This window comes from Brevundimonas sp. GW821-FHT12C05 (genome assembly GCF_058807475.1).
Genome location: NZ_JBXAQS010000002.1, coordinates 197,721 through 221,501, shown reverse-complemented (window position 1 = coordinate 221,501; position 23,781 = coordinate 197,721). Strand labels below are relative to the sequence as shown.

Annotated in this window: 25 protein-coding genes and 1 tRNA gene; 13 read left to right on the top strand and 13 right to left on the bottom strand. The window is 70.0% G+C overall.

Going from position 1 to position 23,781, the window contains the following annotated elements; all coding sequences use genetic code 11:
* The 3 genes from AC1RRF_RS10410 to AC1RRF_RS10400 form a co-directional block, all read right to left on the bottom strand.
* Positions 1-435, bottom strand: a complete 435-nt coding sequence (locus AC1RRF_RS10410; protein WP_492834364.1) for a hypothetical protein — start codon at positions 433-435, stop codon at positions 1-3.
* 197 nt (positions 436-632) lie between these two features.
* Positions 633-707: transfer RNA gene (locus tag AC1RRF_RS10405), tRNA-Gly, on the bottom strand.
* An 87-nt stretch (positions 708-794) separates the two neighbouring features.
* A complete protein-coding gene (locus AC1RRF_RS10400) occupies positions 795-1,577 on the bottom strand; it encodes an SDR family oxidoreductase (protein ID WP_492834363.1) in 783 nt (260 codons plus the stop codon).
* Positions 1,578-1,634: 57 nt separating this feature from the next.
* On the opposite strand from AC1RRF_RS10400, the gene AC1RRF_RS10395 reads away from it, so the two are divergent.
* Complete coding sequence (locus AC1RRF_RS10395; protein ID WP_492834362.1) at positions 1,635-2,030, top strand: YkvA family protein; 396 nt, start codon at positions 1,635-1,637, stop codon at positions 2,028-2,030.
* On the opposite strand, the gene AC1RRF_RS10390 is transcribed toward AC1RRF_RS10395, so the two are convergent.
* Together AC1RRF_RS10390 and AC1RRF_RS10385 are read right to left on the bottom strand one after the other, a co-directional pair.
* On the bottom strand, positions 2,027-2,752 hold the full coding sequence (locus tag AC1RRF_RS10390; protein WP_492834361.1) for a 2OG-Fe(II) oxygenase: 726 nt from the start codon (positions 2,750-2,752) through the stop codon (positions 2,027-2,029). The two genes, AC1RRF_RS10395 and AC1RRF_RS10390, sit on opposite strands and share 4 nt — an antisense overlap.
* A gap of 1 nt (position 2,753) precedes the next feature.
* Complete coding sequence (locus AC1RRF_RS10385; RefSeq protein WP_492834360.1) at positions 2,754-3,755, bottom strand: NADPH:quinone oxidoreductase family protein; 1,002 nt, start codon at positions 3,753-3,755, stop codon at positions 2,754-2,756.
* Positions 3,756-3,859: 104 nt separating this feature from the next.
* Here AC1RRF_RS10385 and AC1RRF_RS10380 point away from each other — a divergent pair, with 104 nt between their 5' ends.
* Entirely contained in the window at positions 3,860-4,729 is an 870-nt protein-coding gene (locus AC1RRF_RS10380) for an isoaspartyl peptidase/L-asparaginase family protein (protein WP_492834359.1), read from the top strand.
* Positions 4,730-4,894: 165 nt separating this feature from the next.
* Here the strand turns inward: AC1RRF_RS10380 and AC1RRF_RS10375 are convergent, their stop codons facing one another.
* Positions 4,895-5,848 (bottom strand): alpha/beta hydrolase family protein, encoded by a 954-nt coding sequence (locus AC1RRF_RS10375; protein WP_492834358.1) that lies wholly within the window; start codon positions 5,846-5,848, stop codon positions 4,895-4,897.
* 144 nt (positions 5,849-5,992) lie between these two features.
* Here AC1RRF_RS10375 and AC1RRF_RS10370 point away from each other — a divergent pair, with 144 nt between their 5' ends.
* Positions 5,993-6,751 carry a LytTR family DNA-binding domain-containing protein gene (locus AC1RRF_RS10370; RefSeq protein ID WP_492834357.1) on the top strand — a complete coding sequence of 253 codons (759 nt, stop codon included), beginning with the start codon at positions 5,993-5,995 and terminating at the stop codon, positions 6,749-6,751.
* A gap of 72 nt (positions 6,752-6,823) precedes the next feature.
* Here AC1RRF_RS10370 and AC1RRF_RS10365 read toward each other — a convergent pair whose 3' ends face one another.
* Complete coding sequence (locus tag AC1RRF_RS10365; RefSeq protein WP_492834356.1) at positions 6,824-7,438, bottom strand: TetR/AcrR family transcriptional regulator; 615 nt, start codon at positions 7,436-7,438, stop codon at positions 6,824-6,826.
* Between the two features lie 59 nt (positions 7,439-7,497).
* On the opposite strand from AC1RRF_RS10365, the gene AC1RRF_RS10360 reads away from it, so the two are divergent.
* Entirely contained in the window at positions 7,498-8,250 is a 753-nt protein-coding gene (locus AC1RRF_RS10360; RefSeq protein WP_492834355.1) for an NIPSNAP family protein, read from the top strand.
* Positions 8,251-8,369: 119 nt separating this feature from the next.
* On the opposite strand, the gene acnA is transcribed toward AC1RRF_RS10360, so the two are convergent.
* The gene (acnA, locus tag AC1RRF_RS10355; RefSeq protein WP_492834354.1) at positions 8,370-11,099 is read right to left on the bottom strand and encodes an aconitate hydratase AcnA; all 2,730 of its coding nucleotides are present in this window, start codon (positions 11,097-11,099) and stop codon (positions 8,370-8,372) included.
* A 192-nt stretch (positions 11,100-11,291) separates the two neighbouring features.
* Here acnA and ccmA point away from each other — a divergent pair, with 192 nt between their 5' ends.
* Positions 11,292-11,900 (top strand): heme ABC exporter ATP-binding protein CcmA, encoded by a 609-nt coding sequence (ccmA, locus tag AC1RRF_RS10350; protein WP_492834795.1) that lies wholly within the window; start codon positions 11,292-11,294, stop codon positions 11,898-11,900.
* Positions 11,897-12,562 carry a heme exporter protein CcmB gene (gene ccmB / locus AC1RRF_RS10345; protein ID WP_492834353.1) on the top strand — a complete coding sequence of 222 codons (666 nt, stop codon included), beginning with the start codon at positions 11,897-11,899 and terminating at the stop codon, positions 12,560-12,562. Before ccmA ends, ccmB begins: the two co-directional genes overlap by 4 nt.
* A gap of 15 nt (positions 12,563-12,577) precedes the next feature.
* Here the strand turns inward: ccmB and AC1RRF_RS10340 are convergent, their stop codons facing one another.
* The 3 genes from AC1RRF_RS10340 to AC1RRF_RS10330 form a co-directional block, all read right to left on the bottom strand.
* Positions 12,578-14,065, bottom strand: coding sequence for a S41 family peptidase (locus AC1RRF_RS10340; RefSeq protein WP_492834352.1), 1,488 nt, complete (start codon positions 14,063-14,065; stop codon positions 12,578-12,580).
* A gap of 86 nt (positions 14,066-14,151) precedes the next feature.
* Entirely contained in the window at positions 14,152-15,660 is a 1,509-nt protein-coding gene (locus tag AC1RRF_RS10335) for a S41 family peptidase (protein ID WP_492834351.1), read from the bottom strand.
* 81 nt (positions 15,661-15,741) lie between these two features.
* Complete coding sequence (locus AC1RRF_RS10330; protein ID WP_055754537.1) at positions 15,742-15,966, bottom strand: alkylphosphonate utilization protein; 225 nt, start codon at positions 15,964-15,966, stop codon at positions 15,742-15,744.
* Positions 15,967-16,059: 93 nt separating this feature from the next.
* On the opposite strand from AC1RRF_RS10330, the gene ccmC reads away from it, so the two are divergent.
* The 7 genes from ccmC to AC1RRF_RS10295 all read left to right on the top strand — a co-directional run bounded on the left by ccmC (position 16,060) and on the right by AC1RRF_RS10295 (position 21,160).
* The gene (gene ccmC / locus AC1RRF_RS10325; RefSeq protein ID WP_492834350.1) at positions 16,060-16,782 is read left to right on the top strand and encodes a heme ABC transporter permease CcmC; all 723 of its coding nucleotides are present in this window, start codon (positions 16,060-16,062) and stop codon (positions 16,780-16,782) included.
* 2 nt (positions 16,783-16,784) lie between these two features.
* Entirely contained in the window at positions 16,785-16,937 is a 153-nt protein-coding gene (ccmD, locus tag AC1RRF_RS10320; protein WP_492834349.1) for a heme exporter protein CcmD, read from the top strand.
* Positions 16,934-17,500 (top strand): DsbE family thiol:disulfide interchange protein, encoded by a 567-nt coding sequence (locus AC1RRF_RS10315; protein WP_492834348.1) that lies wholly within the window; start codon positions 16,934-16,936, stop codon positions 17,498-17,500. Before ccmD ends, AC1RRF_RS10315 begins: the two co-directional genes overlap by 4 nt.
* Before the next feature lie 68 nt (positions 17,501-17,568).
* A complete protein-coding gene (locus tag AC1RRF_RS10310) occupies positions 17,569-17,826 on the top strand; it encodes a hypothetical protein (protein WP_492834347.1) in 258 nt (85 codons plus the stop codon).
* 84 nt (positions 17,827-17,910) lie between these two features.
* Positions 17,911-18,660, top strand: a complete 750-nt coding sequence (locus tag AC1RRF_RS10305) for a DUF1223 domain-containing protein (protein WP_492834346.1) — start codon at positions 17,911-17,913, stop codon at positions 18,658-18,660.
* A 137-nt stretch (positions 18,661-18,797) separates the two neighbouring features.
* Positions 18,798-19,445, top strand: a complete 648-nt coding sequence (locus tag AC1RRF_RS10300; protein ID WP_492834345.1) for a hypothetical protein — start codon at positions 18,798-18,800, stop codon at positions 19,443-19,445.
* Positions 19,445-21,160 carry a CHAT domain-containing protein gene (locus tag AC1RRF_RS10295; protein WP_492834344.1) on the top strand — a complete coding sequence of 572 codons (1,716 nt, stop codon included), beginning with the start codon at positions 19,445-19,447 and terminating at the stop codon, positions 21,158-21,160. Before AC1RRF_RS10300 ends, AC1RRF_RS10295 begins: the two co-directional genes overlap by 1 nt.
* Positions 21,161-21,176: 16 nt before the next feature.
* Here the strand turns inward: AC1RRF_RS10295 and AC1RRF_RS10290 are convergent, their stop codons facing one another.
* Complete coding sequence (locus AC1RRF_RS10290; RefSeq protein ID WP_492834343.1) at positions 21,177-22,253, bottom strand: phosphotransferase family protein; 1,077 nt, start codon at positions 22,251-22,253, stop codon at positions 21,177-21,179.
* Positions 22,250-23,743, bottom strand: a complete 1,494-nt coding sequence (gene glpK, locus AC1RRF_RS10285) for a glycerol kinase GlpK (RefSeq protein WP_492834342.1) — start codon at positions 23,741-23,743, stop codon at positions 22,250-22,252. The genes AC1RRF_RS10290 and glpK overlap by 4 nt, the downstream gene beginning before the upstream one ends.
* Positions 23,744-23,781: the final 38 nt, after the last annotated feature.

Sequence of the window (23,781 nt, the reverse complement as noted above, 5' to 3'; positions counted from 1 at the left end):
TCAGGCCCGCTTGCGGCTCGCCATCTCGTCGGAAAGCTGCCGCACCTGGGCGGGGTCCGCATCCCGGGCAAGGGCGACGTAGTGGTCCATGACGGCCGGCCGGTAACGCACGGGCAACGTCTGTCCTGGAGCGAGCCGGGTGAGTTCGGTGATCGTGAGATCTTCGTCCGCGATACCGCGGAACGAGACGCCCTCGGCGGTATCCACGTCGAACATCAGGACGACGCGTGGATTGCTGTTGACCTCCCGCCAGTCGACGAGAACGCCGAGCGCGAGCGCCCCCGTACGCAGTTCCGCATTGCGCTTGCGGGCATCGCTGCTCAGCAGAGGGTTCGGGGCGACGCCAGGGAAGTCGGGGCCGACGCCGAGCGATTCCCGGTTCAGGTCGGGCCTGAGCTGCTCCATCAGATCGTTGAGCTTCTTCGAACCGAACATCCCGAGCCCTTCCTCACCGGCGCCGAAATCTCGGCCCTGACTGCACGCTCGGGCGGCACGAGAACTCTCCGCGCGTGCCGGGTCTCTGCGTCTTGCCGATGATCCCAAGGGCCAGGTAGCGGGTCAATGGGCCGCTTTCGCCGAAGCCCAGACGAAGAAAGGGCCGCCCCGAAGGACGGCCCTTTTCCAAAGTCGACTGGAGCGGGCGAAGAGATTCGAACTCTCGACCCCAACCTTGGCAAGGTTGTGCTCTACCACTGAGCTACGCCCGCACTCCGTGGAACGGCGAGGCCGTCCCGTGTCGAGGAGGGGGCGTATAGCGGACCCTCGCGGACCCTCGCAAGCCCCCTTTCGCGAATTTAGCGCGGAGCCAGACGAATCGCGCCGTCGAGACGGATGCACTCGCCGTTGATGTAGACGTTGCGGGCCAGTTCCAGCACCAGCGAGGCGTAGTCGGAGGGCGTGCCCAGGCGGCTCGGGAAGGGGATGGCGGCGGCCAGGGCGTCCTGGATCTTCTGGTCCATGCCGGCCATCATCGGCGTCCACATGATGCCGGGCAGGATGGTGTTGCAGCGGATGCCTTCCTGGGCGAGGTCGCGGGCGACCGGCAGGGTCATGGCGTAGACGCCGCCCTTGGACGCCGAATAGGCCGCCTGACCGATCTGGCCGTCCTGGGCGGCCACCGAGGCGGTGTTGACGATCAGGCCACGCTCGCCGTCGGCCATGGGCTCCAGCGTCACCATGCCCGCCGCCGACTGGGACAGGACGCGGAAGGTGCCGAACAGGTTGACCCGCACGGTGCGCTCGAAACCGGCCATGTCGTGGGCGCGGATCTCGCCGGTGTCCTTCTTGCGGCTGACGGTCTTCTGGCCCGTGGCGATGCCGGCGCAGTTGACGGTCAGGCGTTCCTGGCCGTGGGCGGCGCGGGCCTTGGCGAAGGCGGCGGCGACGCTCTCGTCGTCGGTGACATCGACCTTGCAGAAGACGCCGCCGATCTCGGCGGCGACGGCCTCGCCCTTCTCCTCGTTCAGGTCGAACAGGGCGACCCGGGCGCCCGTGGCGGCGATGGCGCGAGCCGTGCCTTCACCGAGGCCCGAGGCCCCGCCGGTGACCACTGCGGCGATGCTGCTGTCGAGTTTCATGGCCGGAGCCCCTATGTCTTGTGTGAACCGAGTAATGTCGCGGGGGATTTAGCCGCCATGACCGCCAAAGCCAAACCTGTGACGCCTGATGAGGCGCTGGACCCGTCCAGGGCGCTCGTGCCCTCGGTGCTGCAGGTCAACGAGGTTAGGGTCCGAAAGGGCTTCTGGCCGAAGCTGCGGCGGACCGCGGCCCGGATTCCGTTCGCGGCCCAGCTGGTCAGCGTCTACTACTCCGCCCGCGATCCCGAGACGCCGATGGCGGCCAAGGGGATCATGATGGGCGCGCTGGCCTATTTCGTCCTGCCGATCGACGCCATTCCCGACATCTTCGCCGGCATCGGCTTCACCGACGACGCGGCGGTGATCGCGGCCCTGATCGCCACCCTGGGCGCCAACATCAAGAGCCGGCACCGCAAGCAGGCCGAAGAGGCGCTGGAGCGGCTGAAGGACTAGTCCGGCCGCCTTGACCGGATCCAGCCGGTGATGGCCAGCCGGTCGCCGCCGGCGAAGGGCGCGACCAGGGACACCGAGTGCGGCTGCGGCACCTTGAAGATGTTCAGGGCGTTGAAGGCCGGGGTGTAGGCCTCGGCGACATGGCCGTCCTGGTCGATGAACTGGAGCAGGCCGCCCCAGTCGACGCTCCAGCCGGGCGTCAGGTTCATCACATAGGCGAACAGCCGGTTCTTGCCTTCGGCCGCATCGGTATGGCGGTTCAGATAGTCGCCGGGCCGATAACGGGTGCACTGGGCGTCGCAATAGGCCGCGCGGCCGTCGCCCGTCGTCTCCCGGATCCAGTCCAGAAACGCCGGACTGTTGAGGAAGTCGTGGAAGGCCTCGGCCGGATGCCCGTTCCGACGGCCGGCCTCGATCTCATCCGACACCGGCCAGGTGTCGAAGGCGTACTGAAATCCGGCGCGCGCCTCCTGGAGCATGCCCGCTTCCAGTTCGGCCCGATTGTCCGCGGGCAGGGCGTCCCAGTCCGCCGTCGGCAGGGTGAAGGCCTTGTGGCCCAGCATGAGAGACCGGGACCAGGCAGTGGACGACGTCAGCGCCGTATGCAGCCGCGCCGCGCCGGCGGCGTCCAGGAAATCGGGCATGTGCAGCCGCCCGGCGCGCCGGAAGACCGGTCCGATCCGCGCCGGATCGAGATGCGGACCGATCTGGAAGTCGGTCACGTCAGTCCTCGATCGTGACGACGACCTTGCCCATGACCGAGCGGTCGCCCAGGGCCTGGATGGCCTCGTGGGCGCGCTCCAGCGGGAAGGTGCGGCTGATGCGCGGGCGGATCTTGCCTTCGCTCCAGAACTTGAACAGGTCGGCCATGTTGGCGGCGTGGATGCCCGGATCACGGGCGACGGCCGCGCCCCAGAACACCCCGATCACCGACACCGACTTGAGCAAGGTCAGGTTCAGCGGCAGGGACGGAATGCCCGCCGGGAAGCCGACCACCAGATAGCGGCCGTTCCAGTCCATGGCGCGCAGGGCCGGCTCGCAATAGTCGCCGCCGACGCCGTCATAGACCACGTCCGGACCGTCGCGGCCCGAGGCCAGCTTCAGCTCGCCGGACAGTTCCTTCTGGGCCGCCTTGTCCATCTTGCCCGACGGATAGATCAGGCCGTTGTCGGCCCCGGCCTCGAGGGCGAACTGGACCTTGTCGTTGGTCGAGGCGGCGGCGATCACGTGGGCGCCCATGGCCTTGCCCAATTCGACCGCCGCGACGCCGACGCCGCCCGCGGCGCCGAGCACCAGCAGGCTTTCGCCCGCCTTCAGCTGCGCCCGGTCCTTCAGGGCGTAGTAGGAGGTGCCGTAGGTCATGACGAGGGCGGCGGCGGTCTGGAAGTCCATGCCGTCCGGGATCTTGATCACCGAGGCGGCGGGCACGGCCAGCCGCTCGACCATGCCGCCCCAGCCGGGGACGGCGATGACCCGGTCGCCCTTGAAGATGCCCTTCACGCCCTCGCCGACCGCCTCGACGATCCCGGCCACCTCGCCGCCCGGCGAGAAGGGCCGCTGCGGCTTGAACTGGTATTTGTCCTCGATGATCAACGTGTCGGGGAAGTTCACGCCGATGGCCTTCACCTCGATGACGACCTCGCCCTTCATCGGGCGGGGGTCCAGGACCTCCTCGACCACCAGGGTGTCGGGGCCGCCGGGGGCCTTGGAGAGAACAGCGCGCATTGTTGATCCTTGGGAGGAGGGAGCGCACGCCCGTGGCGCTCGCGTCATTGGGACGCTAAGCAGCGCCACGCCCGTTGAAAAGGGGCGATCAGGAGACAGAGCGAATGACGGCCCTCATCCTCCACGGCGGCGCGGGCGCCCGGCGCGAGCGCAACTACGATCGCGAGGTCGTGCACATGCGCGAGGTGGTGGAGGCGATGAAGGCGCGCCTGGACGCTGGCGCCTCGGCCCTGGACGTGGCCGTTGAGGCGGTGACGATGCTGGAGGATTCCGGCCTGTACGTCGCCGGACGGGGCGCGTCGCCCAATCTCGCGGGGGCCTATGAGCTGGACGCCAGCCTCATGGACGGTGCGACCCGCCGGGCGGGCGCGGTCGCCGCCCTGCAGGGCTTCCGCAACCCGGTGATCGCCGCGCGCGCGGTGATGGACCGCACCCCCCACGTCATGCTGGCCGGAGAGGGCGCGGCCCTGTTCGCGCTGGACCAGGGACTGGAGCCCATTGCCGACGAGGAGGCCTGGTTCACCCGCGCCGGCCAGGGCGAGGACAATCATCCGCCGGGGACGTTGAGCCACGGCACCGTCGGCTGCTGCGTGCTGGACGCCGAGGGTCGGCTAGCCGCCGCGACCTCGACCGCGGGCGTGTTCGGCAAGATGCCCGGACGGGTCGGCGACACGCCGATCCCGGCGGCGGGGACCTGGGCCGACGGCAACGTCGCCGTCTCGGGCACCGGCCAGGGCGAATACTTCATCCGCGTCGCCGCCTGCGCCCAGACCGCGTGGCGGGTGGCCGCCGGTCAATCGTTGAGCGAGGCCGCGCGCGCCGTGATCGACGACATCGGATCGCTGGGCGGCGACGGCGGCCTGATCGCGCTGGACCGCGCGGGCAATATCGCCGCCCCGTTCAACAGCCAGGGCATGAAGCGGGCCTGGCTGACGACCACGGGCGAGGTCGGGGTCGAGGTGTTCGGGCGCTGATTGCAGAAAAAGCGAGTGCGAACAGTGCGAAAATTCCACGTAAGTCACTGATTTCCATGACGTGGAAAATTCGCACAGTGCGGGTTTTGTCAGCGGCCGGTTCATAGCCGGCATTATGGCGCCGCGATCCGTCAGATACGGTCGCATGGGCGACAAGCCAAGGCGTCAGGAGTTTCCGCTGACCAGCGTCCGGCGGAAGAAGCGGACGATCTCGCGATTGAAGGTCTCGTGGAAGGCGGCCCGGTCGAAGCCCGGGGTGGGCGCGCAGATCATCGGCGCGTTGGCCGCCAGCTGCGGCGAGCAGGGCGGCAGGAAGTCGAAATGGCCGGCGCCCGGAACCGTGTGGACCTCCGGCGGGCGGGGCAGGCCGTCGCGCACCGGCTCGACGTAGAAGGGTGACGGCAGGACGCGGTCGTTCTCTCCCCGCCACAGCTGCACGGGCTGGGTGACGGCGGCCAGGTGCTCGGGCGTCAGGGTGAAGCCCAGCGCGGGGGCGGCGGCGACGACCGCCCTGATGCGCGCGTTGTGGGTCCAGACCGTATCCGCGCGCGAGGCCGGGACGCCCCGGGCGGCGATCAGTTGGCAGTCATAGAAGGCCGGATGGCTCTGACAGTGCGCCGCGACGCGTGACAGATCAGGCTCTGCGCCCGCCGCCGTGAGGACGGTCAGCCCGCCCGCCGAAAAGCCGAAGGCTCCAACACGGTTCGGATCCACATCCGGCTCCTGCACCATGGCCTCGATCAGCAGGGACAGTTGGCGCGGCCGCAGGGCCACGTCGGTGGCCCGGCTCTGATCGCGCCAGTTGTCGCCGGTATGGGTCAGGGACGCGACGATGAAGCCGGCGGCCGCCAGGGCGCGGGCTGTGTCCTCATGCCCGCGATAGTCGCCGCCATTGCCGTGCGAGATGACGACCAGCGGGAGGCGAACGTCCGCGGGGACTTCGGTCGGGCGCCAGACGCCGACCTCGATAGCCACATCGCCGTCGGGGATCGTGCGGCGTGTGAACGTAACGGTCTCGGCCTGCGCGGCGGCCTGTGTCGGGGACCCGGACGGGGGCGGGGGTACGGACGGCGCGGCGGTGGCGAGGGCGATGGCGGCGAGGGCGGCGGTCAGGGACATGAGGCGGTTCCGGAAGAACGGGAGCCGCCTTCTTTCGCCTCCGGACCCGCCCCGCCACGCCGATTGCGTGAATGGGCCAACGGGCGCGTGATCTGGCGAGCGGGCGCGAATGCGCATCCTGCCGGGCTGTGTCAGGATCGGCCGATGGATTCGAGGCTGTTGAAACGATGGGGGACAGGCCTGGCGGCGGCGGGGTTCGCCGTATCGACGGCGCTCGGCCTGCTGCTGGGTGTGATCGGGCCGTTCGGCAGCTATTCCAACGGTCCGCTTCTGGCGCGGGTCGCCTACTGGGTGCTGAGCCTGTGGGGCGGCTGGGCCTTCTTCGGCCTGATCGTGCCGTCGGTCGCGAGCGTCGCCGCGCGACGACGCATCTCCGCCTGGATCTGGGTCCCGCCGGTGATCGCGCTTCTGGCGCTGCCCGCCGCGATCCTCAGCCGCCTGTTGGCGGGAGCCATGTGGCCGGAGGTCGGGCGGGTGCCGCGACTGGAATGGTACGCCCAGTCCGTGGTGGTCAGCCTGATCGCCACGGCTGCGCTGCTGTGGTGGGTGAAGCGCCGTCCCGAGGGAGGTGCAGCGAGCGCGGAGTCGGCGGACCCGCGCGATCGCCTGCCGCCCGCGCTGGGGCGCGAGGTCCTGTGCCTGCAGATGGAGGACCACTATGTCCGGGTTCACACCCCGCGCGGCTCGACCCTGGTCCTGATGTCGCTGTCGCAGGCGATGGCCGGTTTGCAGGACGTGGAGGGCGCGCGCACCCATCGCTCATGGTGGGTCGCCCGTTCGGCCGTGGAGGGCGTGCTCGAGGACGGTCGGAACCTGCGGCTACGGCTGACGGGCGGGTTGGAGGCCCCGGTGTCGCGGGCCAGGGTGGGCGAACTGCGCGCCCAGGGATGGCTCAAGGGTTGAGCGACGTATGAAGCGATGTGGCGACGGCCGCCGGATCGCTCCAACGGCTAGCCCCGGGATTCTGACGCGGCTTCAGTCAGCGCGATATTTAAGCGCCAGGAGCGCCGCCAGTTCGGTTCGGGATTCGACGAGCGGACGAACAGTCTGGCCTGCCTTCGCCATCGCCATGGCGCCGGAATAGGCGGCGATCACGAGTGTCGCAAAGCGGTCCGGATGGAGATTATCGGCGCGTCCTGACGCCAGGTCCGCCCGAAATTTCGCAGACAAGGCGTCGCGCCAGACGGCGAAGATTTCGCTGAGAGCGTCGCGCATTTCCGGATCATGGGGGGAGACCTCCATGACCATGTTGTTGAGCGGACAGCCCGAAATCGAGCTCTTGGGCGTCAGTTCGCCGATAATGCCTTCGAAAATCAGATCGATGGCGGCAGGTGCATCGACGCATGCATCCAGCGGCTCGATCCACGTCTGCTGAACGGCGTGACTCACGCGGTCGCGGATGACCGCCAGCCCCAGCTGACGTTTCGCCGGAAAATGATGCGCCATGGCGCCGCCGGACACCGAAGCCCTTTCACGGATCTCCAGCATCCCGGTCGCCATATAACCCTGACTGACGAAGGCGTCATACGCCGCGTCGACGATCCGGCGGCGTACGCCCTGGGGGTCGTTGGTTCTTCTGTTCTCGGTCATGCGGCCCCGAGGCTAAGCATCTTGACAAAACAGGTCAATCGTCCTCTTCCTGAAACAGGATGATCGACCTGTCTGGAGAGGGCATGGAACCCCACACGATATTCGAACTGCGCCGCTACCGGCTGCGCCCCGGGGGGCGGGAACCGCTGATCAGCCTGTTCGACCGGGAGTTCGTGGAGCCGCAGGAGGCGCTGGGGATGCGGATCGAGGGGGAGTTTCGCGACTGCGATGATCCCGACGCCTTTGTCTGGGTGCGCTCATTCCGGGACATGGAGGCGCGGACGGAAGCGCTTCAGTCCTTCTATTCAGGAGCGGTCTGGAAAAGGTACGGGCCGGACGCGAACACGACGATGCTCAACTCGGACAATGTGCTGCTCCTGAAATCGGCAGGCGGCATGCAGCCCTTCGCGCGCAATCTGCAGCGAAAGCAGGAGATGGGGCGGCCCGAAACGGGAGGCGTCGTGATCGCGAACACCTGTTCGCTGGCGCCCGGGACGGAGGGCGATTTCGCGCGCGACTTCCTCGATCACGCACTTCCGATCCTCCAGGGGGCCAGCGCGCGCGTGGACGCCGTGTTCGTCACGGAGCGAGGCGCGAACGGTTTTCCCAGGCTCCCGGTTCGCGAGGGAGAGACGGTTTTCGTCTGGTTCGAATGCCATGAAGACGCGGCGGCCGCGTCACGCCATCAGGAGCGTCTGCGTCGGAACGCCGATTGGGCGGCGGACATCCATCCGCGCCTGGACAGCCTGTGCTGGCGCAAGATCGAGACGGCGCATCTGACGCCGACGTCACGATCGCTCTGCGCCTGGTGATCTGAACAGGACGGCGTGCTGTTCCTCGGGCGTCCAAACAAAAGGGCCGGCGGATCGCTCCGCCGGCCCTCATCTTTTTTGCGCTATCGCTCGCCGCGCGGCGGCTCGCTGCTTGAGCGCTATTCCGCCGCGACGGCTTCCGGCGCCGGGGTCGCGCCGCCGGCGAGGTTGCGCAGCACATAGGGCATGACGCCACCGGCCTTGAAGTAGTCCAGCTCGGTCTGGTTATCGATGCGGCAGCGGACCGGGAAGCGGGCCATCTTGCCGTCCGACGGGCGGAACAGCTCGACCCACAGGTCCTGACGCGGACGCAGCTTGCCGATGTTGACGTCCGACAGGCCGCGGATCGTGACGATCTCCTCGCCGGTCAGGTTCAGCTTCTGCCAGCCGTCCTGCTTGAACTGCAGCGGCACGACGCCCATCCCGACCAGGTTCGAGCGGTGGATGCGCTCGTAGCTTTCGGCGATGACGGCGCGCACGCCCAGCAGGCGGGTGCCCTTGGCGGCCCAGTCACGCGACGAGCCGGTGCCGTATTCCTTGCCGGCGAAGACGACCAGCGGACGGCCTTCCGACTGGTAGCGCATGGCCGCGTCGTAGATGGACATCGTGTCCTGCGACGGGAAATGCTTGGTCACGCCGCCTTCGATATCCGGGGTGATCTTGTTGCGGATACGGATGTTGGCGAAGGTGCCGCGCATCATGACTTCGTGGTGGCCGCGGCGGGCGCCGTAGCTGTTGAAGTCCAGGGCGTCGACGCCGCGGCTGGTCAGATAGGCGCCGGCGGGCGAGGTCTTCTTGATCGAACCGGCCGGGCTGATGTGGTCGGTGGTGATCGAGTCGCCGAAGATGGCCAGCACACGGGCCTCGACGATGTCGGTGACCGGGGTCGGCTCCATCGACAGGCCTTCGAAATACGGCGGGTTGGCGACGTAGGTCGAGCTGTCATCCCAGGCGTAGGTCTGGCCGCCGGTGACCTTGATGGCCTGCCAGTGCTTGTCGCCCTTGAACACGTCCGCATAGCGTTTGGCGAACATGGCCGGGGTGACCGACTTCTTCTGGATGGCGGCGATCTCGGCGGTGGTCGGCCAGACGTCCTTCAGGAAGACGTCCTTGCCCTTCTTGTCCTTGCCGATCGGATCCTTGGTGATGTCGATGCGCATCGAACCGGCCAGGGCGTAGGCGACGACCAGCGGCGGCGAGGCCAGGTAGTTGGCCTGGACGTCCGGGTTCACGCGGCCTTCGAAATTGCGGTTGCCCGACAGGACCGACACGCCGACCAGGCCGTTGTCGTTGATCGCCTTGGAGACGGTGTCCGCCAGCGGGCCCGAGTTGCCGATGCAGGTGGTGCAGCCGTAGCCGACCAGGTTGAAGCCCAGGGCGTCCAGCTCCTTCTGCAGGCCGGCGGCCGTCAGATAGTCGGTGACGACCTGCGAGCCCGGGGCCAGCGAAGTCTTGACCCACGGCTTGACCTTCAGGCCCAGCTTGTTGGCCTTCTGGGCGACCAGGCCGGCGGCGATCAGGACCGACGGGTTGGAGGTGTTGGTGCAGCTGGTGATGGCGGCGATGACGACATCGCCGTCGCCGAGGTCGAACTTCTCGCCCTCGACCTTGACGCGCGGGGCGTCGGCCGGACGGCTGAACACTTCACCCAGCGCCGTTTCGAACTGCGGCGCGGCGGTGGTCAGCTCGACCTTGTCCTGCGGACGCTTGGGGCCGGCCAGCGACGGCACGACGGTCGAGATGTCCAGCTCCAGAACGTCGGTGAAGACCGGGTCTTCCGAGGTTTCGTCGATCCACAGGCCTTGCGCCTTGGCGTAGGCTTCGACCAGGGCGACGCGCGCCTTGTCGCGGCCCGTGGCCGTCAGATAGTCGATGGTCGCGCGCGACACCGGGAAGAAGCCGCAGGTGGCGCCGTATTCCGGGGCCATGTTGGCGATGGTGGCCTGGTCCTCGATGGTCATGCCGGCGATGGCCGGACCGAAGAACTCGACGAACTTGCCGACCACGCCCTTCTTGCGCAGCATCTGGGTGACGGTCAGCACCAGGTCGGTGGCCGTGGTGCCCTCGGTCATGGCGCCGGTCAGGCGGAAGCCGATGACTTCCGGAATCAGCATCGGGATCGGCTGGCCCAGCATGGCCGCTTCAGCCTCGATGCCGCCCACGCCCCAGCCCAGGACGGCCAGGCCGTTGATCATGGTGGTGTGGCTGTCGGTGCCGACGACGGTGTCGGGATAGGCGACGGTCTTCTTGCCCTCTTCCAGAGTCCAGACGGTCTGGGCCAGGTTCTCGAGGTTCACCTGGTGGCAGATGCCGGTGCCGGGGGGCACGACGCGGAAATTGTTGAAGGCCGAGGAGCCCCAGCGCAGGAAGTTGTAGCGCTCGATGTTGCGCTCGTACTCGCGCTCGACGTTCTGGTTGAAGGCGCCGGCGGTGCCGAAGTGGTCGACCATGACCGAGTGGTCGATGACCAGGTCGACGGGGTTCAGCGGGTTGATCTTGGTGGCATCGGCGCCGAGGGCCGACATGGCGTCGCGCATCGCGGCCAGGTCGACGACGGCGGGAACGCCGGTGAAGTCCTGCATGAGCACGCGGGCCGGACGGAAGGCGATCTCGTGCTCGACCGAGCCCTTGTTCTCGATCCAGGCGGCGACGGCGCGCAGGTCGGCTTCGGTGACCGAAACCCCGTCCTCGTTGCGCAGCAGGTTCTCGAGAAGCACCTTCATCGAGCGCGGCAGGCGGGAAATCCCGGCCAGACCGGCTTCCTCGGCGGCGGGAAGGCTGTAATAGGCGTATTTCTTGCGCCCGACGGAAAGGTCCTGACGGGTCTTGAGGCTGTCGTTCGACGGCATGGAGAGGCTTCCTCTGGTCAACGCCGCCCGACAATCCGGTTGCACGCTCGCGCGGCTGACGGCGGGGCGCACAGGTCCCCGACGCGCGCGGCGAACGCCTGCTGCGGCGACCGCGCATATAGCGATGGTTCCGTTGTCCGTCCATGAATCCATGCCGCCGACATGGGTATTGAGAGACGTTCGCAACTGGGGGTGTGCCTGATGATCGCCGCCAACGGCCTGACCCTGTCCCGCGGCGAGCGCGTCCTGTTCCGCGATCTCTCGTTTTCGGCCGTGTCCGGAGAGGTCCTGGGCCTGACCGGCGCCAATGGCGCGGGCAAGACGAGCCTGCTGCGCGCCTTGGCCGGTTTCCTGCGCCCGGACGCCGGGACCGTGACCTTCGCCGAGGTCGATCCGGCCGAGGCGCGGACGAAACATCTGCACTGGTTGGGCCATCAGGACGGGTTGAAGGGCGCGCGCCGCGCCCGTGAGGAACTGGTCTTCCAGTCGCAATGGCTGGGCGCCGGGGCCGACGGCGTCGCGGCCGCGGTCGATGTGCTGGCGCTGGAGCCGTTGCTGGATCTGGAGGTGCGCAAGCTGTCCGCCGGGCAGCGCCGCCGCCTGGCCTTCGCGCGGCTGATCGCCGTGCAGCGTCCGATCTGGCTGCTGGACGAACCGCTCAGCCCGTTGGACGCCCGCTGGCGCGCGGCGCTGGGTCTGCTGATGCAGGCTCACGTGGAGCGGGGTGGGACCATCATCGCCGCTGTCCACGATCCCCTGCCGGTCGCCCACCGCACGCTCGACATCGGAGCGGGCCGGTGAGGGCGCTGATGATCCTGTGGCGGCGCGAGCTGTCGCTGGCCTGGGCGGGCGGCGGCGGACCCCTGCTGGCTTGCGGCTTCTTCCTGTGCCTGACGGTGCTGGTCCCGCTGGCGGCCGGAGGCGATCCGGCGGGGCTGAAGCCCGTGGCCGGCGGCGTCGCCTGGGTGGCGCTGGCGGTCTCGTCGATCCTGTCGCTGGAAAGGCTGTTCGAGCGCGACTTCGAGGATGGGACGCTGGACCTGATCACCCTCGGTCCCGTCCCGCTGGAACTGGCCGTCATCGCCAAGGCCAAGGCGCAATGGCTGGCGGTCGGCTGGCCGCTGGCGGTTACCGCTCCAGTGGCGGCGATCACCCTGGGCCTGCCGCCGTCGCTGGCTCCGCTGGCGGCGCTGGCGGCCCTGATCGGCGGCCTCGGCTTCGCCCTGACCGGGGCGCTGGGCGCGGCCCTGGCCCTGGGGTCGAAGCGCGGCGGATTGCTGATCGCGGTCGTCGTCCTGCCCCTGTTCATCCCGCCCGTGGTGTTCGGCGCGGGCGCGCTGGAGCGGGCCGCCAACGGCCTGTCGCCCGCCCCGGCGTTGGCCTTCCTGGTCGCCTATGTCCTGTTCGCCGGCCTCATCACGCCCTTCGCGGGCGCCGCGGCGATCCGCAACGCCCAGGGCTAGTTTCGGGCCAGGACGTCAGTTCGGAGCCGCCAGACCCGCGATCCAAGCCTGGACCGCGGCGTCGTCGCTGAGATCGCCGGTATAGAGGTGGACCGGCCGCTGCGGCTCGTTGTTGCCCCGCGCCCGGCCGCGCCAGACCTTCATGGGAATGGCGACGTCGGCCCGGTCGCTGGGCAGGGCGGCGGGGCGTATCTCCATGTAGACGGTGTCGGCCGAGGTCTCGGCGCCGACCTGGATCGCGCCCAGGGCCTTCCACAGGTCCACGGTGTCCAGACAGGCCGAAGCGCAGACCGGGTCGGTCAGCAGGAAGACCGGCCCCCGGACCAGTTGCTCAACCACGGGCCGGGGCTGTGGAGAGCCGCCGGCCTCGCGCCAGTAGATCTCGCCCGCAGCGCGGGCGGCGCCGAGCGCGTTCGCCGTGGCCTCGAAGTCGGCGATGGTCCGGGCGTCCTGGCCGGCGGCCCGGGCTTCGTCGGCATAGGCCTGCATTCGGGCTTGGTTGGCCTCGGAGGCCCGCCAGTCGATCGCCTCGATCGGCGCCAGGTTGTGGGCGCGCGCCCAGTCGAGGCCCCACAGAGCGACCGCGAGCCGGCTTCCCCAGCGGGACGAGCCGCCGCCGTTGCCGCGCAGGTCCAGCACGACATAGGGGGCCTGGCGCAGGTCGGCCTGTTTCGCCAGGGCCTCGTCGACAAGGGCCGTCAGGCTGCGGAACGTCTCGGTGTCCGGCGTGCCGTCGAAATTGGGCGCGGACAGCCAGTAGCCGCCGTCCGCCAGCGTCTTCATCGCGATGGCGGTGTGGGCGCGCTGCGACAGCCGGGCCCGGCGGGCGGGCAGATCCACGCCGTCGGCGGACCGCCAGTTCAGGGCGTAGGCGCGCGTCTGGCCGTCGCTCTCGAACCGGCAGGTCCGCATCTCCGTGACCCACGGATTGGCGGCGCTCAGGAATTGCCAATCGCCGAAGGTGACCCGCTGCGACTGCAGGAACCAGCGGCCGCGGAAGGCGCCGATGCGCTCTTCGGCCAGACGTTCTGCGGGCACGCCGTCGCAGTCGATCAGGCGGGCGCCGAGGGGTGGCGCGCCCGGATCGCTTTTGTCACGGTCGGCCACGATCTGATCCGCCCCCCGGTAGGTGGTCAGGAAGCCCGGCCAGCGCAGGGGCAGGGAGCCGGCCTTCAGGCCGATCTGCACGTGGCCGTCATCGAAGCCGGCGACATAGGATCGCATCGCCCACCACCAGCCGCCGGGTGTGGTCGTGGTCCTGGCCCGCTCGAGCGCCAGCGCCAGGCCGGCGTCGACCCGGCCCTTGAACGCGGGGTTAAGGGGGTCGTGAACGCCCGGATGGCTGTCGATGACGATGTCGTGGAGCGCCGTCGCATCCTGGACCAGGGTGGCGGACCAGTCGCGAGGTTCCGCCATCCACGCCTGGGGGTCGGCCTCCTGCGCCAGGACGGGGGCGGCGAGGACAGCCCAAAGGCCGGTGACGATTGCGGCCGTGGTCTTCATCGGATGTCCCCCTCTTCCTCGCGGAAGGCGCGCCGGATATCCGGCGCCCGTGTTCTTTCCGAGTTCGGCGCGCGCCACAAGCGCGCCTAGCCGAGCGATCTCACCCAGGCGACCAGGGCGGCGTCGTCGGTCATGTCCCCGTCGAAGACGTGGGCCGGCAGCTGGGGCTCGTTGTTGCCGCGCTGGCGGCCGCGCCAGACCTTCATCGGAATGGCCAGCTGGGCCAGGCCGCTGGGCAGTTCGGCGCCGCGCACGTCCATGTAGACGGTGTCGGCCGAGGTCTCGCGGCCGATCTGGATCGCGCCTTCGGACTTCCACAGGTCGACGGCGTCGAGACAGGCCGATCCGCAGCCGGCGTCGGTCAGGACATAGACCGGGCCGTGGACCAGCTGCGCGGGCGCCGGGCCGGGGGCGACGGGCTCGCGCGGGCCGGCGGCGTCGCGGAAATAGGGCTTCCCTTCGGCGCGGGCGGCGGTCATGCCATCGACGACGTTCCTGGCCCAGTCGATGCGTTCGGCGTCCTCGCCGGCGGCGGTCCATTCGTCGACATAGGACTGCAGGGTGGCCAGGTTGGCCTCCGAGGCCCGCCATTCGATGGCTTCGATGGGCGGCAGATTGTGCGCCCGCACCCAGTCGATACCCCACAGTTCGACGGCGATGTGTTCGCTCCAGTGCGAGGAGCCGCCGCCGTTGCCGCGCAGGTCCAGCACGACATAGGGGGCGGCGCGCAGGGCGGCCTGCTGCTCGGTCATCTGGGCCAGGATGGCGGTGAGCTTGGCGTGGGGCTGGCCAGCGGGGTCGCCGTTGAAGGAGGGCGCCGACAGCCAGACGCCGCCGTCATCCAGGGTCTTGAGGCCGAATTCGTAGCCGCCCCGTCCCGAGACCGCCGTCCGGCGCGCCGAGAGGTCGGCCGAGGCGATGGGCCGCCAGGCCAGGGGCCAGCTGCGGACCCGGCCCTCGGCCTCGAACCGACACTCGCGCATCTCCGGGGTCCAGGGATTGGAGGCGTTCATGAACATCCAGTCGCCGAAGGCGACGTGCTGGGCTTCCAGCGACCAGCGGCCCCGGAAGGCGCCGATGCGTTCGGCCGCCAGTCGGTCGGCGGGGACGCCGTCGCAGTCGATCAGCCTGGCCCCCAGCGGCGGGGTGTCGGCGTCGGCCTCGTCCCGGTTGGCGACGACCTGGTCGGCGCCCCGATAGGCGGTCAGGAAGCCGGGCCAGCGGGTGGGGAAGCCGCCGCTCTGGTCCTTCAGCCCCATCTGCACATGGCCGTCGTCGAAGCCGGCGACGAAGGCGCGCATGGCCCACCACCAGCCGCCCGCGTCCCGGGTCGTCTCGGCGCGCCGCAGCGCCAGGGCCAGGCTGGCGTCGGCCTTGGCCCGGAAGGTCGGGTTGCGGTCGTCGTAGGGCCCGGGGTGGCTGTCCATGATCACAGCATGGAGCGCCGTGGCGTCCTCGCGCAGGGTGGCGGACCAGTCGCGCGGCTCGGTGATGAAGGCGGGGACCGGATCCGGCGTCGCCTGGGCGAAGGCGGGGGTGGCCGATAGGGCGAGAGTCAGGCCGCCCATCAGGGCGGCGGCGGCGCGTGCGGTCATGGATCCCTCCAATTTCGCAAGCGCTACCGCAGGCCGCCGGGCCAAGCCACTTACGGCTTCGTAATCAGGGCGGCCTGGTGATCAGGCCTTCTTGACGAACTCGGTGCGCAGGACGAGGCCGCGCACCTTCTCCACATTGGCCTCGATCTCGTCGGTGTCGCCGGTCAGGCGGATGTTCTTGACCAGGGTCCCGCGCTTCAGCGTCACTCCGCCCGAGCCCTTGACCTTGAGGTCCTTGATCAGAGTCACGCTGTCGCCGTCGGCGAGGATGTTTCCGTTGGAATCCTTGGTCACGTCGTCGGTCATGGTCGGTCCTCGCCTGAGCGCGACGCTCTAGCACATGGCCCCCGCAACGCCTCAAGTAGCGCGACGCGCGATAGGCGACTAAAGACCCCGATCATGTTCGGCCTCGCCAATCCCGACCGCTTCGCCCGCTTCACGCGCCCGCTCGTCCCGGTGCTGTGGGCGGCCACCGCCGTGCTGCTGATTGTCGGGACGTGGCTCGCCTTCACGGCCCCCGAGGACTACCAGCAGGGCGACACCGTGCGGATCATGTTCGTGCATGTTCCGGCCGCCTCGGTCGGGCTGATGATCTACGGCGCGCTGGGCGTTTCCAGCTTCTTCGCCCTGGTGTTCCGCCATCCGCTGGCCGACGCCGCGGCGCGCGGCGCGGCTCTTCCGGGGGCCGCCTACACGCTTCTGGCGCTGGTCACGGGCAGTCTGTGGGGCAAGCCGATGTGGGGCGCCTGGTGGGTCTGGGGCGACGCTCGGCTGATGAGCGAGCTGATCCTGCTGCTCTTCTACATCGGCTATATGGCGCTGCGGGCCTCGATCGACGACGAGGCGAAGGCCGCGCGCGCCGCCGCGGTGCTGGGCCTCGTCGGCCTGATCAACCTGCCGATCGTGAAATTCTCGGTCGACTGGTGGAACACCCTGCATCAGCCCGCCTCGCTGATCCGGGCCGACGGACCGTCGCTGGCGGAGGGGATGTTGGCCCCGCTGCTGGTCATGATGGCGGCCTATCTGATCTTCTTCCTCGCCGTCTGGATCACCGCCATCCGCACCGAGATCGTGCGCCGTCGGGTGCTGTCCATCCGCGCCCGCAAGGCTCTGGAGGCCTGATGATGCTTGATCTCGATATGGGCAAGTACGCCGCCTACGTCTGGCCGGCCTGGGGGATCAGCGCCGTGGTGCTGGCGGCGCTCGCCGCGCGCGCCCTGACGGCGGCCCAGCGCTGGTCGGCGGAGCTGAAGCGGCTGGAGTCCGATCCGAAATGAGTCGCTGGTTCGCCGTCGTTCCGCTGGTGGTGCTGGCCGCCCTGGCCGCCCTGTTCATCGGCTGGTCGCTGAAGCGCGATCCCTCGGTCAAGCCCGAGGCCCTCGTGGGGCAACCCGTGCCCGAGACCGTCCTGCCCATGCTGACCGGCGCCCAGGCCGGGCCCGGCCATGTGGACCTGAAGACCGCCGGCGTCGGCAAGCCGATGCTGATCAATGTCTTCGCCAGCTGGTGCACCCCGTGCCGCGCCGAGCATCCGAAGCTGATGGCCCTGAAGGCGCGCGGCGTCGCCGTCGTCGGGGTGGCGTGGAAGGACGATCCCGCCAAGACCCGCGCCTTCCTGGACGAGCTGGGCAATCCCTATTCGATGGTCCTGGTGGACCAGGAGGGCCGGGCCGGGCTGGATCTGGGCATCACCGGCGCGCCCGAGACCTTCGCGGTCGACGCCATGGGCAATGTGGTGGCGAAATTCTCCGGCCCGATGCTGGAGGATGCGGAGATCGAGCGCCTGGTCGCCGCCATCCAGGCCCCGCCGCGCCCTCTGCCGACCGCCACCAGTCGCTAGAGGGCCGCTAGAATCCTTGCGGGGCGGGCGTTAACCCATTTCCGACGGATTTCATTAACCCTGTCGGCATGAGCGCGATTCGCCCCCCCGTTCCGTCGCCGCTGTTCCCGTCGCAGGCGCCCTCGTCTCCGGCCCAGGCCTCGCGGTCAGCCTTCTTCCAGGCCGTCCTGTCGAACGCTTCGGCCCCGGCCGTGCAGGCCGCCGCGTCCGTCGCCCCGGCCCCGGTGCGCGACACCCCGGTCCGTTCCGTCGCGGCCCGGCCCTCCGAAGGCGATGCGGGCCTGCGATCGACCCGCCCCGGCAGCCTGCTCGATATCCGGGTCTGAGGGCGGGCCGGACGGGCGGATCTGACGCGCCCCTCACGCGAAAATGACCGGCGCGGGCCGGCCCGGCGTGATTAAGGTGTCCGCATGCGCACTCGGGGGTGGACACTTCCTGTCGCGGTCGCCCTGACCGCGCTGCTTGCGGCGGCCTCATCGGCCCAGCCGTCGGCGACGCGCGTGCGCCATCGCGCGACGCCGGCCGAGCCGGTGGTGGTCGAGCTGTTCACCGCCCAGGGCTGCGCCGGCTGCCCCGAGGCCAATACTCATGTCGAAGCCGTGTCCGCCGAGCCGGGCGTGATCGTCCTGACCTACGCCGTCGACTACTGGGACTATCTGGGCTGGGCCGACACCTTCGCACGGCCTGAGTTCGCCCAGCGTCAGCGCGACTATCGCCATGCCCTGCGCCTGCGCAACGTTTCGACGCCGCAGGTGGTGATCGACGGCCGCCGCCAGGCCCCCGCCACCGCCGAGGCGCTGCAGGCCGCCATCGACGAGGAGGGGCTGCGCCGCACCTTCCCGCCCCAGATCGAGTTCCGCGAGACCGGAGACCGGGTCGGCGTCGGCTCGGGCCGGCCCCCATCGGGTGGAGCCGAGGTGGTGGCCGTCTTCTACACCCCGGGTCCGCAGACGGTGGAGATCGCCTCGGGCGACAACCGCGGCCAGAAGGTCCGGCATGTGAACGTGGTCCGATCCGTGCGGGTGCTGGGTCCGTGGGCGGGGCGCCCGGTCCTCTACGCCCTGCCGGACGCCCCGTCGTCGGATCAGGCCGTGGCGGTCCTGGTCCAGTCGCGCGCGGACCGCCGCATCCTGAACGGGGCCGTTCTGGAGAGCCGCTGACCTCCGGAGCCTATCCTATCGTCAGCTTCGATCAGTAGCCTGTTCTCTCCCACGCCCGCACAGTGCATGATCGGCCTCGAGACGCCCTTCTTCGCAGCGTTGGGGCGACGGCATTGGGGGATCCGCGCATGGTCGGCATGAAGCCTGTCTTGAAGGGGCTGGCGGTCGCCGCGGTCCTGACCGCCGCCGTGGGCGCGGCCGCCTTCACCTCCGATCCCGAGTCCGCCGTTTCGCCCGAGGCCCGCGGAGTCGCCCAGGCCGTCACCGCCGCCGAGCTGGCCGCCTGGGGTCGCGAGCGCGGCGACGCCGGCGCCCTGATCATGGCCGCCCGCCTGTTGTCCGAGGTCCCCGTCCGGCAGGGCGAGGGGCCCGAACCGATCCTGACCCCCGGCCGCCTGCTGGACGAGGCCGCGGCCCTGTCGGCGGGGAACCAGCCGATCATCGACGCCATCGACCGCCTGCGCCAGCCGATGACGCGCGGCGTCCGCTCCTCGCCCTTTGGCGCGGGGCCGGTGTTCACCGTCAAACAGCTTCAGGCCCGCGAAAGCTGGGGCTTCGAGGTCGACGCGCGTGCGGGCGAGGTGCTGCGGGTCGCCGCCATCGGCGACGGCGACACCGACATCGACCTGACCATCCGCGACCAGCGTGGGACGACGGTCTGCCGCGACGGCTTCGGCGACCACTATCCGGTCTGCACCGTCTCCTCGCGCGCCGGAGGCAAGATGCGCGTCGCCATCTCCAACCGGGGCGACGTCTGGACCAGCATTCAGGTGCTGAGCAACTGATGCGTTGGGCGGGGGTCCTGGCGGCGGTCGGTCTGCTGTTCGCGGCGGGCGAGGCTCCGGCGGATCCGGATACGCCCGACGCCCTGCGCGCCGAGGCCTTCGAGGCCGCCCAGTGGGCGATCGCCTCGGACGCCGCGGACGCCCTGGCCCGGGTGTCCGCCCGCTTCGCCCAGGGCGACGATGCGCTGGGCCGTTTGGCCGAAGAGCGCGAGGACCTGATCGTGCGCCGCGACCGGCTGGAGCGCGAACTGGAGCGCCACTACGCCTCCACCGATCCGGCCGACCTGATCGTCCGCACCCGGGCCCAGTCGGACTGGGAGGCGGCGACCGACCGGCTGGCGGTCATCGACGCCGATATCGAGGCGCGCTTCCCCGCCTATTCCGAACTGACCAGTCCGCGCGCGCTATCGATCGCCGAGACCCAGCAGCTGCTGCGTCCCGACGAGGGCCTGCTGCTGGTGCTGGCCAATCCCGAGGCGACCTATGTCTGGGCGGTGACCCGCGAGCGGGTGGCCTGGACCCGGTCCGAGGCGCTGGACGAGGCCCGGCTCAAGGCGGCGGTCGACACGCTGCGCCTGTCGCTCAGCGCCACCGCCGCGCCGCGCGGCGACGACGTGGACCCGACCTTGTTCGCGGGCCGTCAGCCGGCGCCCTTCGACCGGGCCGAGAGCTATCGTCTCTATGCCGAGCTGATCCTGCCGGTGGAGGAGACCTTCAAGGACAAGACCACCCTGATCACCGTCACCACGGGCGCCCTGTCGACCCTGCCGCTGTCGGTGCTGACCACGGCGCCGCCCCAGGGCGAAGACGCCGATCTGGATGCGCTGGCGGCCACGCCCTGGCTGGCCGACCGCTACGCCCTGGCCAGCCTGCCGGCGGTGTCGAGCCTGCGGGCCCTGCGCTGCTATCTGGTCGCCGACCCGGCGGCGCGTAGCCCCGGCTGTCCGGCCATGCCGACCGTCGCCGCGCCGCGCGGGAGGGCCTCGGCCAGGCCCTTGCGGCTGGCCGCCTTCGGCGCGCCCCTGCTGAGCGGCGCGCCCGCCGATCCGACGCGCGGCGCGCCCGCCGCTGATACGGTGATGGACGGTCGTCTGGCCGACGTGGCCAGGCTCAAGGCTCTGCCCTATCTGCGTGGCTCGCGGCTGGAGCTGGAGACGCTCAAGGCCCGCTATCCCGACTCCATCGTCCGCATCGGTTCGGAGGCGACCGAGCATGCGGTGCGGGCGGTCGATTTCGACGCCCTGTCGCGGGCGCGCTTCGTGGTCTTTTCGACCCACGGCCTGATGGCGGGCTCCGCGGCCGCGGAGCCGGGGCTGGTCATGACCCCGCCGGACGAGGCGACGGAGGCTGATGACGGCTATCTCAGCGCCTCCGAGGCCGCCCAACTGAGGCTGAACGCCGAGTTCGTGGTCCTGTCCGCCTGCAATACCGCCGCCTCCGACGGCCGGCCGGGCGGGGAGGGGCTGTCGGGACTGGCGCGAGCCTTTTTCTACGCCGGCGCGCGGTCGGTGATGGTCTCGCACTGGGAGGTGTCGGACGCGGCCACCACCACCCTGATCACCGCCACCTTCGCCGATCTGGACAGCCATGCCGCGGGCGATCCCGGCGTCCGAGCCCGGGCGCTGCAGGCCGGCCAGCGCGCCGTCCGCGCCGAGCGCCGCTGGTCGCATCCGGCCTATTGGGCGGCGTTCACGCTGGTCGGCGAGCCGGGATGACGCCGGCGTAGGCGGGCTAGGCCCCGGCCTTCTTCGCATAGCTCCAGGCCGCTTCCGCGAGGAAGGGCACCTGGGCCGCCATGGTCCTGGCCTGCGGCGAGGCGGCGGTGCCGTCACGGACCCGTCCGGCGATGCCCTGGCAGATGGCCGCCAGCCGGAAGAGATTGTAGGCGAACAGCCAGTCGAGGTTCCGGGGGCGCTCGCCGCCGGTCTGCGCCGCGTAGCGCTCGACCACCTCATCGACAGACGGAATGCCCAGCGCTTCCAGATCGGCGCCGGCCAGTCCGTTGCGCACGGACTGGGGAATGGCCCAGGCGATCAGCAGGTAGGAGAAGTCCGCCATCGGGTCGCCCAGCGTCGACAGCTCCCAGTCCAGTACGGCCCGGACCTCGGGGGCGTCGGGCGCGAGGATCAGATTGTCGAGGCGGAAGTCGCCATGGACGATCCGGGCCGGGCCTTCCGGCGGCAGGGTGGCGGGCAGGAAGTCGATCAGCCGATCCATCGACGGGATCGGATCGATCTCGGAGGCGCGGTACTGTTTGGTCCAGCGGCCGACCTGACGCTCGAAATAGTTGCCGGGCTTGCCGTAGTCGCCCAGGCCGATGGCGGCGGGGTCAAAGCGGTGCAGCGCGGCCAGCGTATCCACCTGGGCGTCATAGATGGCGCGGCGCTGGGCGGGCTCCATCCCCGGCAGCTTGAGGTCCCACAGGACCCGGCCCTCGACCTTGTCCATGACGTAGAACATCGAGCCGATGACCGCATCGTCGGTGCACAGGGCCCACGGGCGCGCGACCGGATAGCCCTGGGCGTGCAGGCCCGAGATGACGGTGAACTCGCGGTCGACCGCGTGGGCGCTGGGCAGCAGCGTGCCCGGCGGCTTGCGGCGCAGGACATAGGTCCGGCCCGGCGTGGACAGTTCATAGGTCGGGTTCGACTGGCCGCCGTTGAACTGGCGCACCGTGAGCGGCCCGGCGTAGCCCTCGACATGGGCCGTCAGCCAAGCGTCCAGCGCCCCTTCGTCCAGCGCATAGCGGGGGTCGACGGCCCGGGTGCCGGAGAAGGTCGACTGCGGATCATTCGACGTGTCGGTCATTGCACGGCGATGATGGCGGCCTTCACGGCGCCGCGCCAGCCTTTCAGCAGCCGCTCGCGCTCATCGGCGGCCATGCGGGGGCGCCAGACGGCCGGAGCCTCGGCGGGCGCTGCGTCAAGCGTGTCGATCAGGCCGCACCCCAGCGCCGCCAGCTTGGCCGCGCCCAGGGCCGTCATCTCCTGGAACGCGGGCCGTTCGACGGTCACCGCGCAGATGTCGGCCACGAACTGCATGGCGAAGGCGTTGGCGGTGACCCCGCCATCGACCTTCAGCACCGACAGTTTCGGAGCCCCGTCCTTCTCCAGCGCGTCCAGCAGATCGTGGGTCTGATAGGCGAGCGATTCCAGCGCGGCCCGGACCATGTGGGCCGGGCCGCTGTCGCGGGTCAGGCCGACGATGGTCCCGCGCGCGTCCGGCTCCCACCACGGCGCGCCCAGGCCGGTGAAGCCGGGGACGAGATAGACGCCGCCGTTGTCCTTCAGTCCCTGGGCCATGGCTTCGGACTGGCGCGATTCCGAAATCACCTTCAGCCCGTCGCGCAGCCACTGGATCGCCGATCCGGCCGAGAAGATGGAGCCCTCCAGCGCATAGGCCGCCACGCCCTGCGCCTCATAGCCTAAGGTCCCCAGCAGTCGGCTGGTCGAGGTCATGGGCGCCGCGCCGACGTTGGCCACCAGGAAGGCCCCGGTGCCGTAGGTGATCTTGGCGTCTCCGGCCTTCAGCGCGCCATGTCCCACAAGCGCGGCCTGCTGATCGCCCGCTGCGCCGTGGATCGGCAGGGCCGCGCCCAGAAGCGACGGCTCGCTGTCGCCCAGGTGATCGGCGCATCCGCGGATTTCCGGAAGTCCCGCCACGGGGACATTGAACATCGCGGCCAGGTCGGATCGCCACCGCCGTGTGCGCAGGTCCATCAGTGAGGTGCGGCTGGCGTTGGTGGCGTCGGTGACGTGGCTGGCCCCGTTCGTCAGCTTCCAGATCAGCCAGGTCTCGATCGTGCCCAGCTTGACCTCGCCCGCTTCGGCCCGCGCCCGCGCGCCGGGAACGGCGTCCAGCAGCCAGGCGAATTTCGAGGCCGAGAAATAGGGGTCCAGGATCAGGCCGGTCGCCGCCTGCACCTCGGGTTCGTGGCCCGCGGCCGCCAGCTGACCGGTCGCCGCCGCCGTGCGCCGGTCCTGCCAGACGATGGCCCGGTGCAGGGGTTCGCCGGTTTCCGCGTCCCAGATCACCGAGGTCTCGCGCTGGTTGGTGATGCCGATGGCGGCGAACCGCCCGACCCCGCCGGCCTTGCGCACCACCTCGCGGCAGGTCTGCAGGGTCGCGGCCCAGATCTCGGCGGCGTCGTGCTCGACCCAGCCGGGATGGGGGAAATGCTGTTCCAACTCGATCTGGCTGACGGCCACGGGGCGCAGACCACCGTCGTCCGTGCGGCCGAAGGCGATGGCCCGGGTCGAGGTCGTGCCCTGGTCGATGGCGAGGATGAGGCTCTTCATGAGGGGAGGTTAGCCTTTCGCCGCGGCGGGCGGAAAGG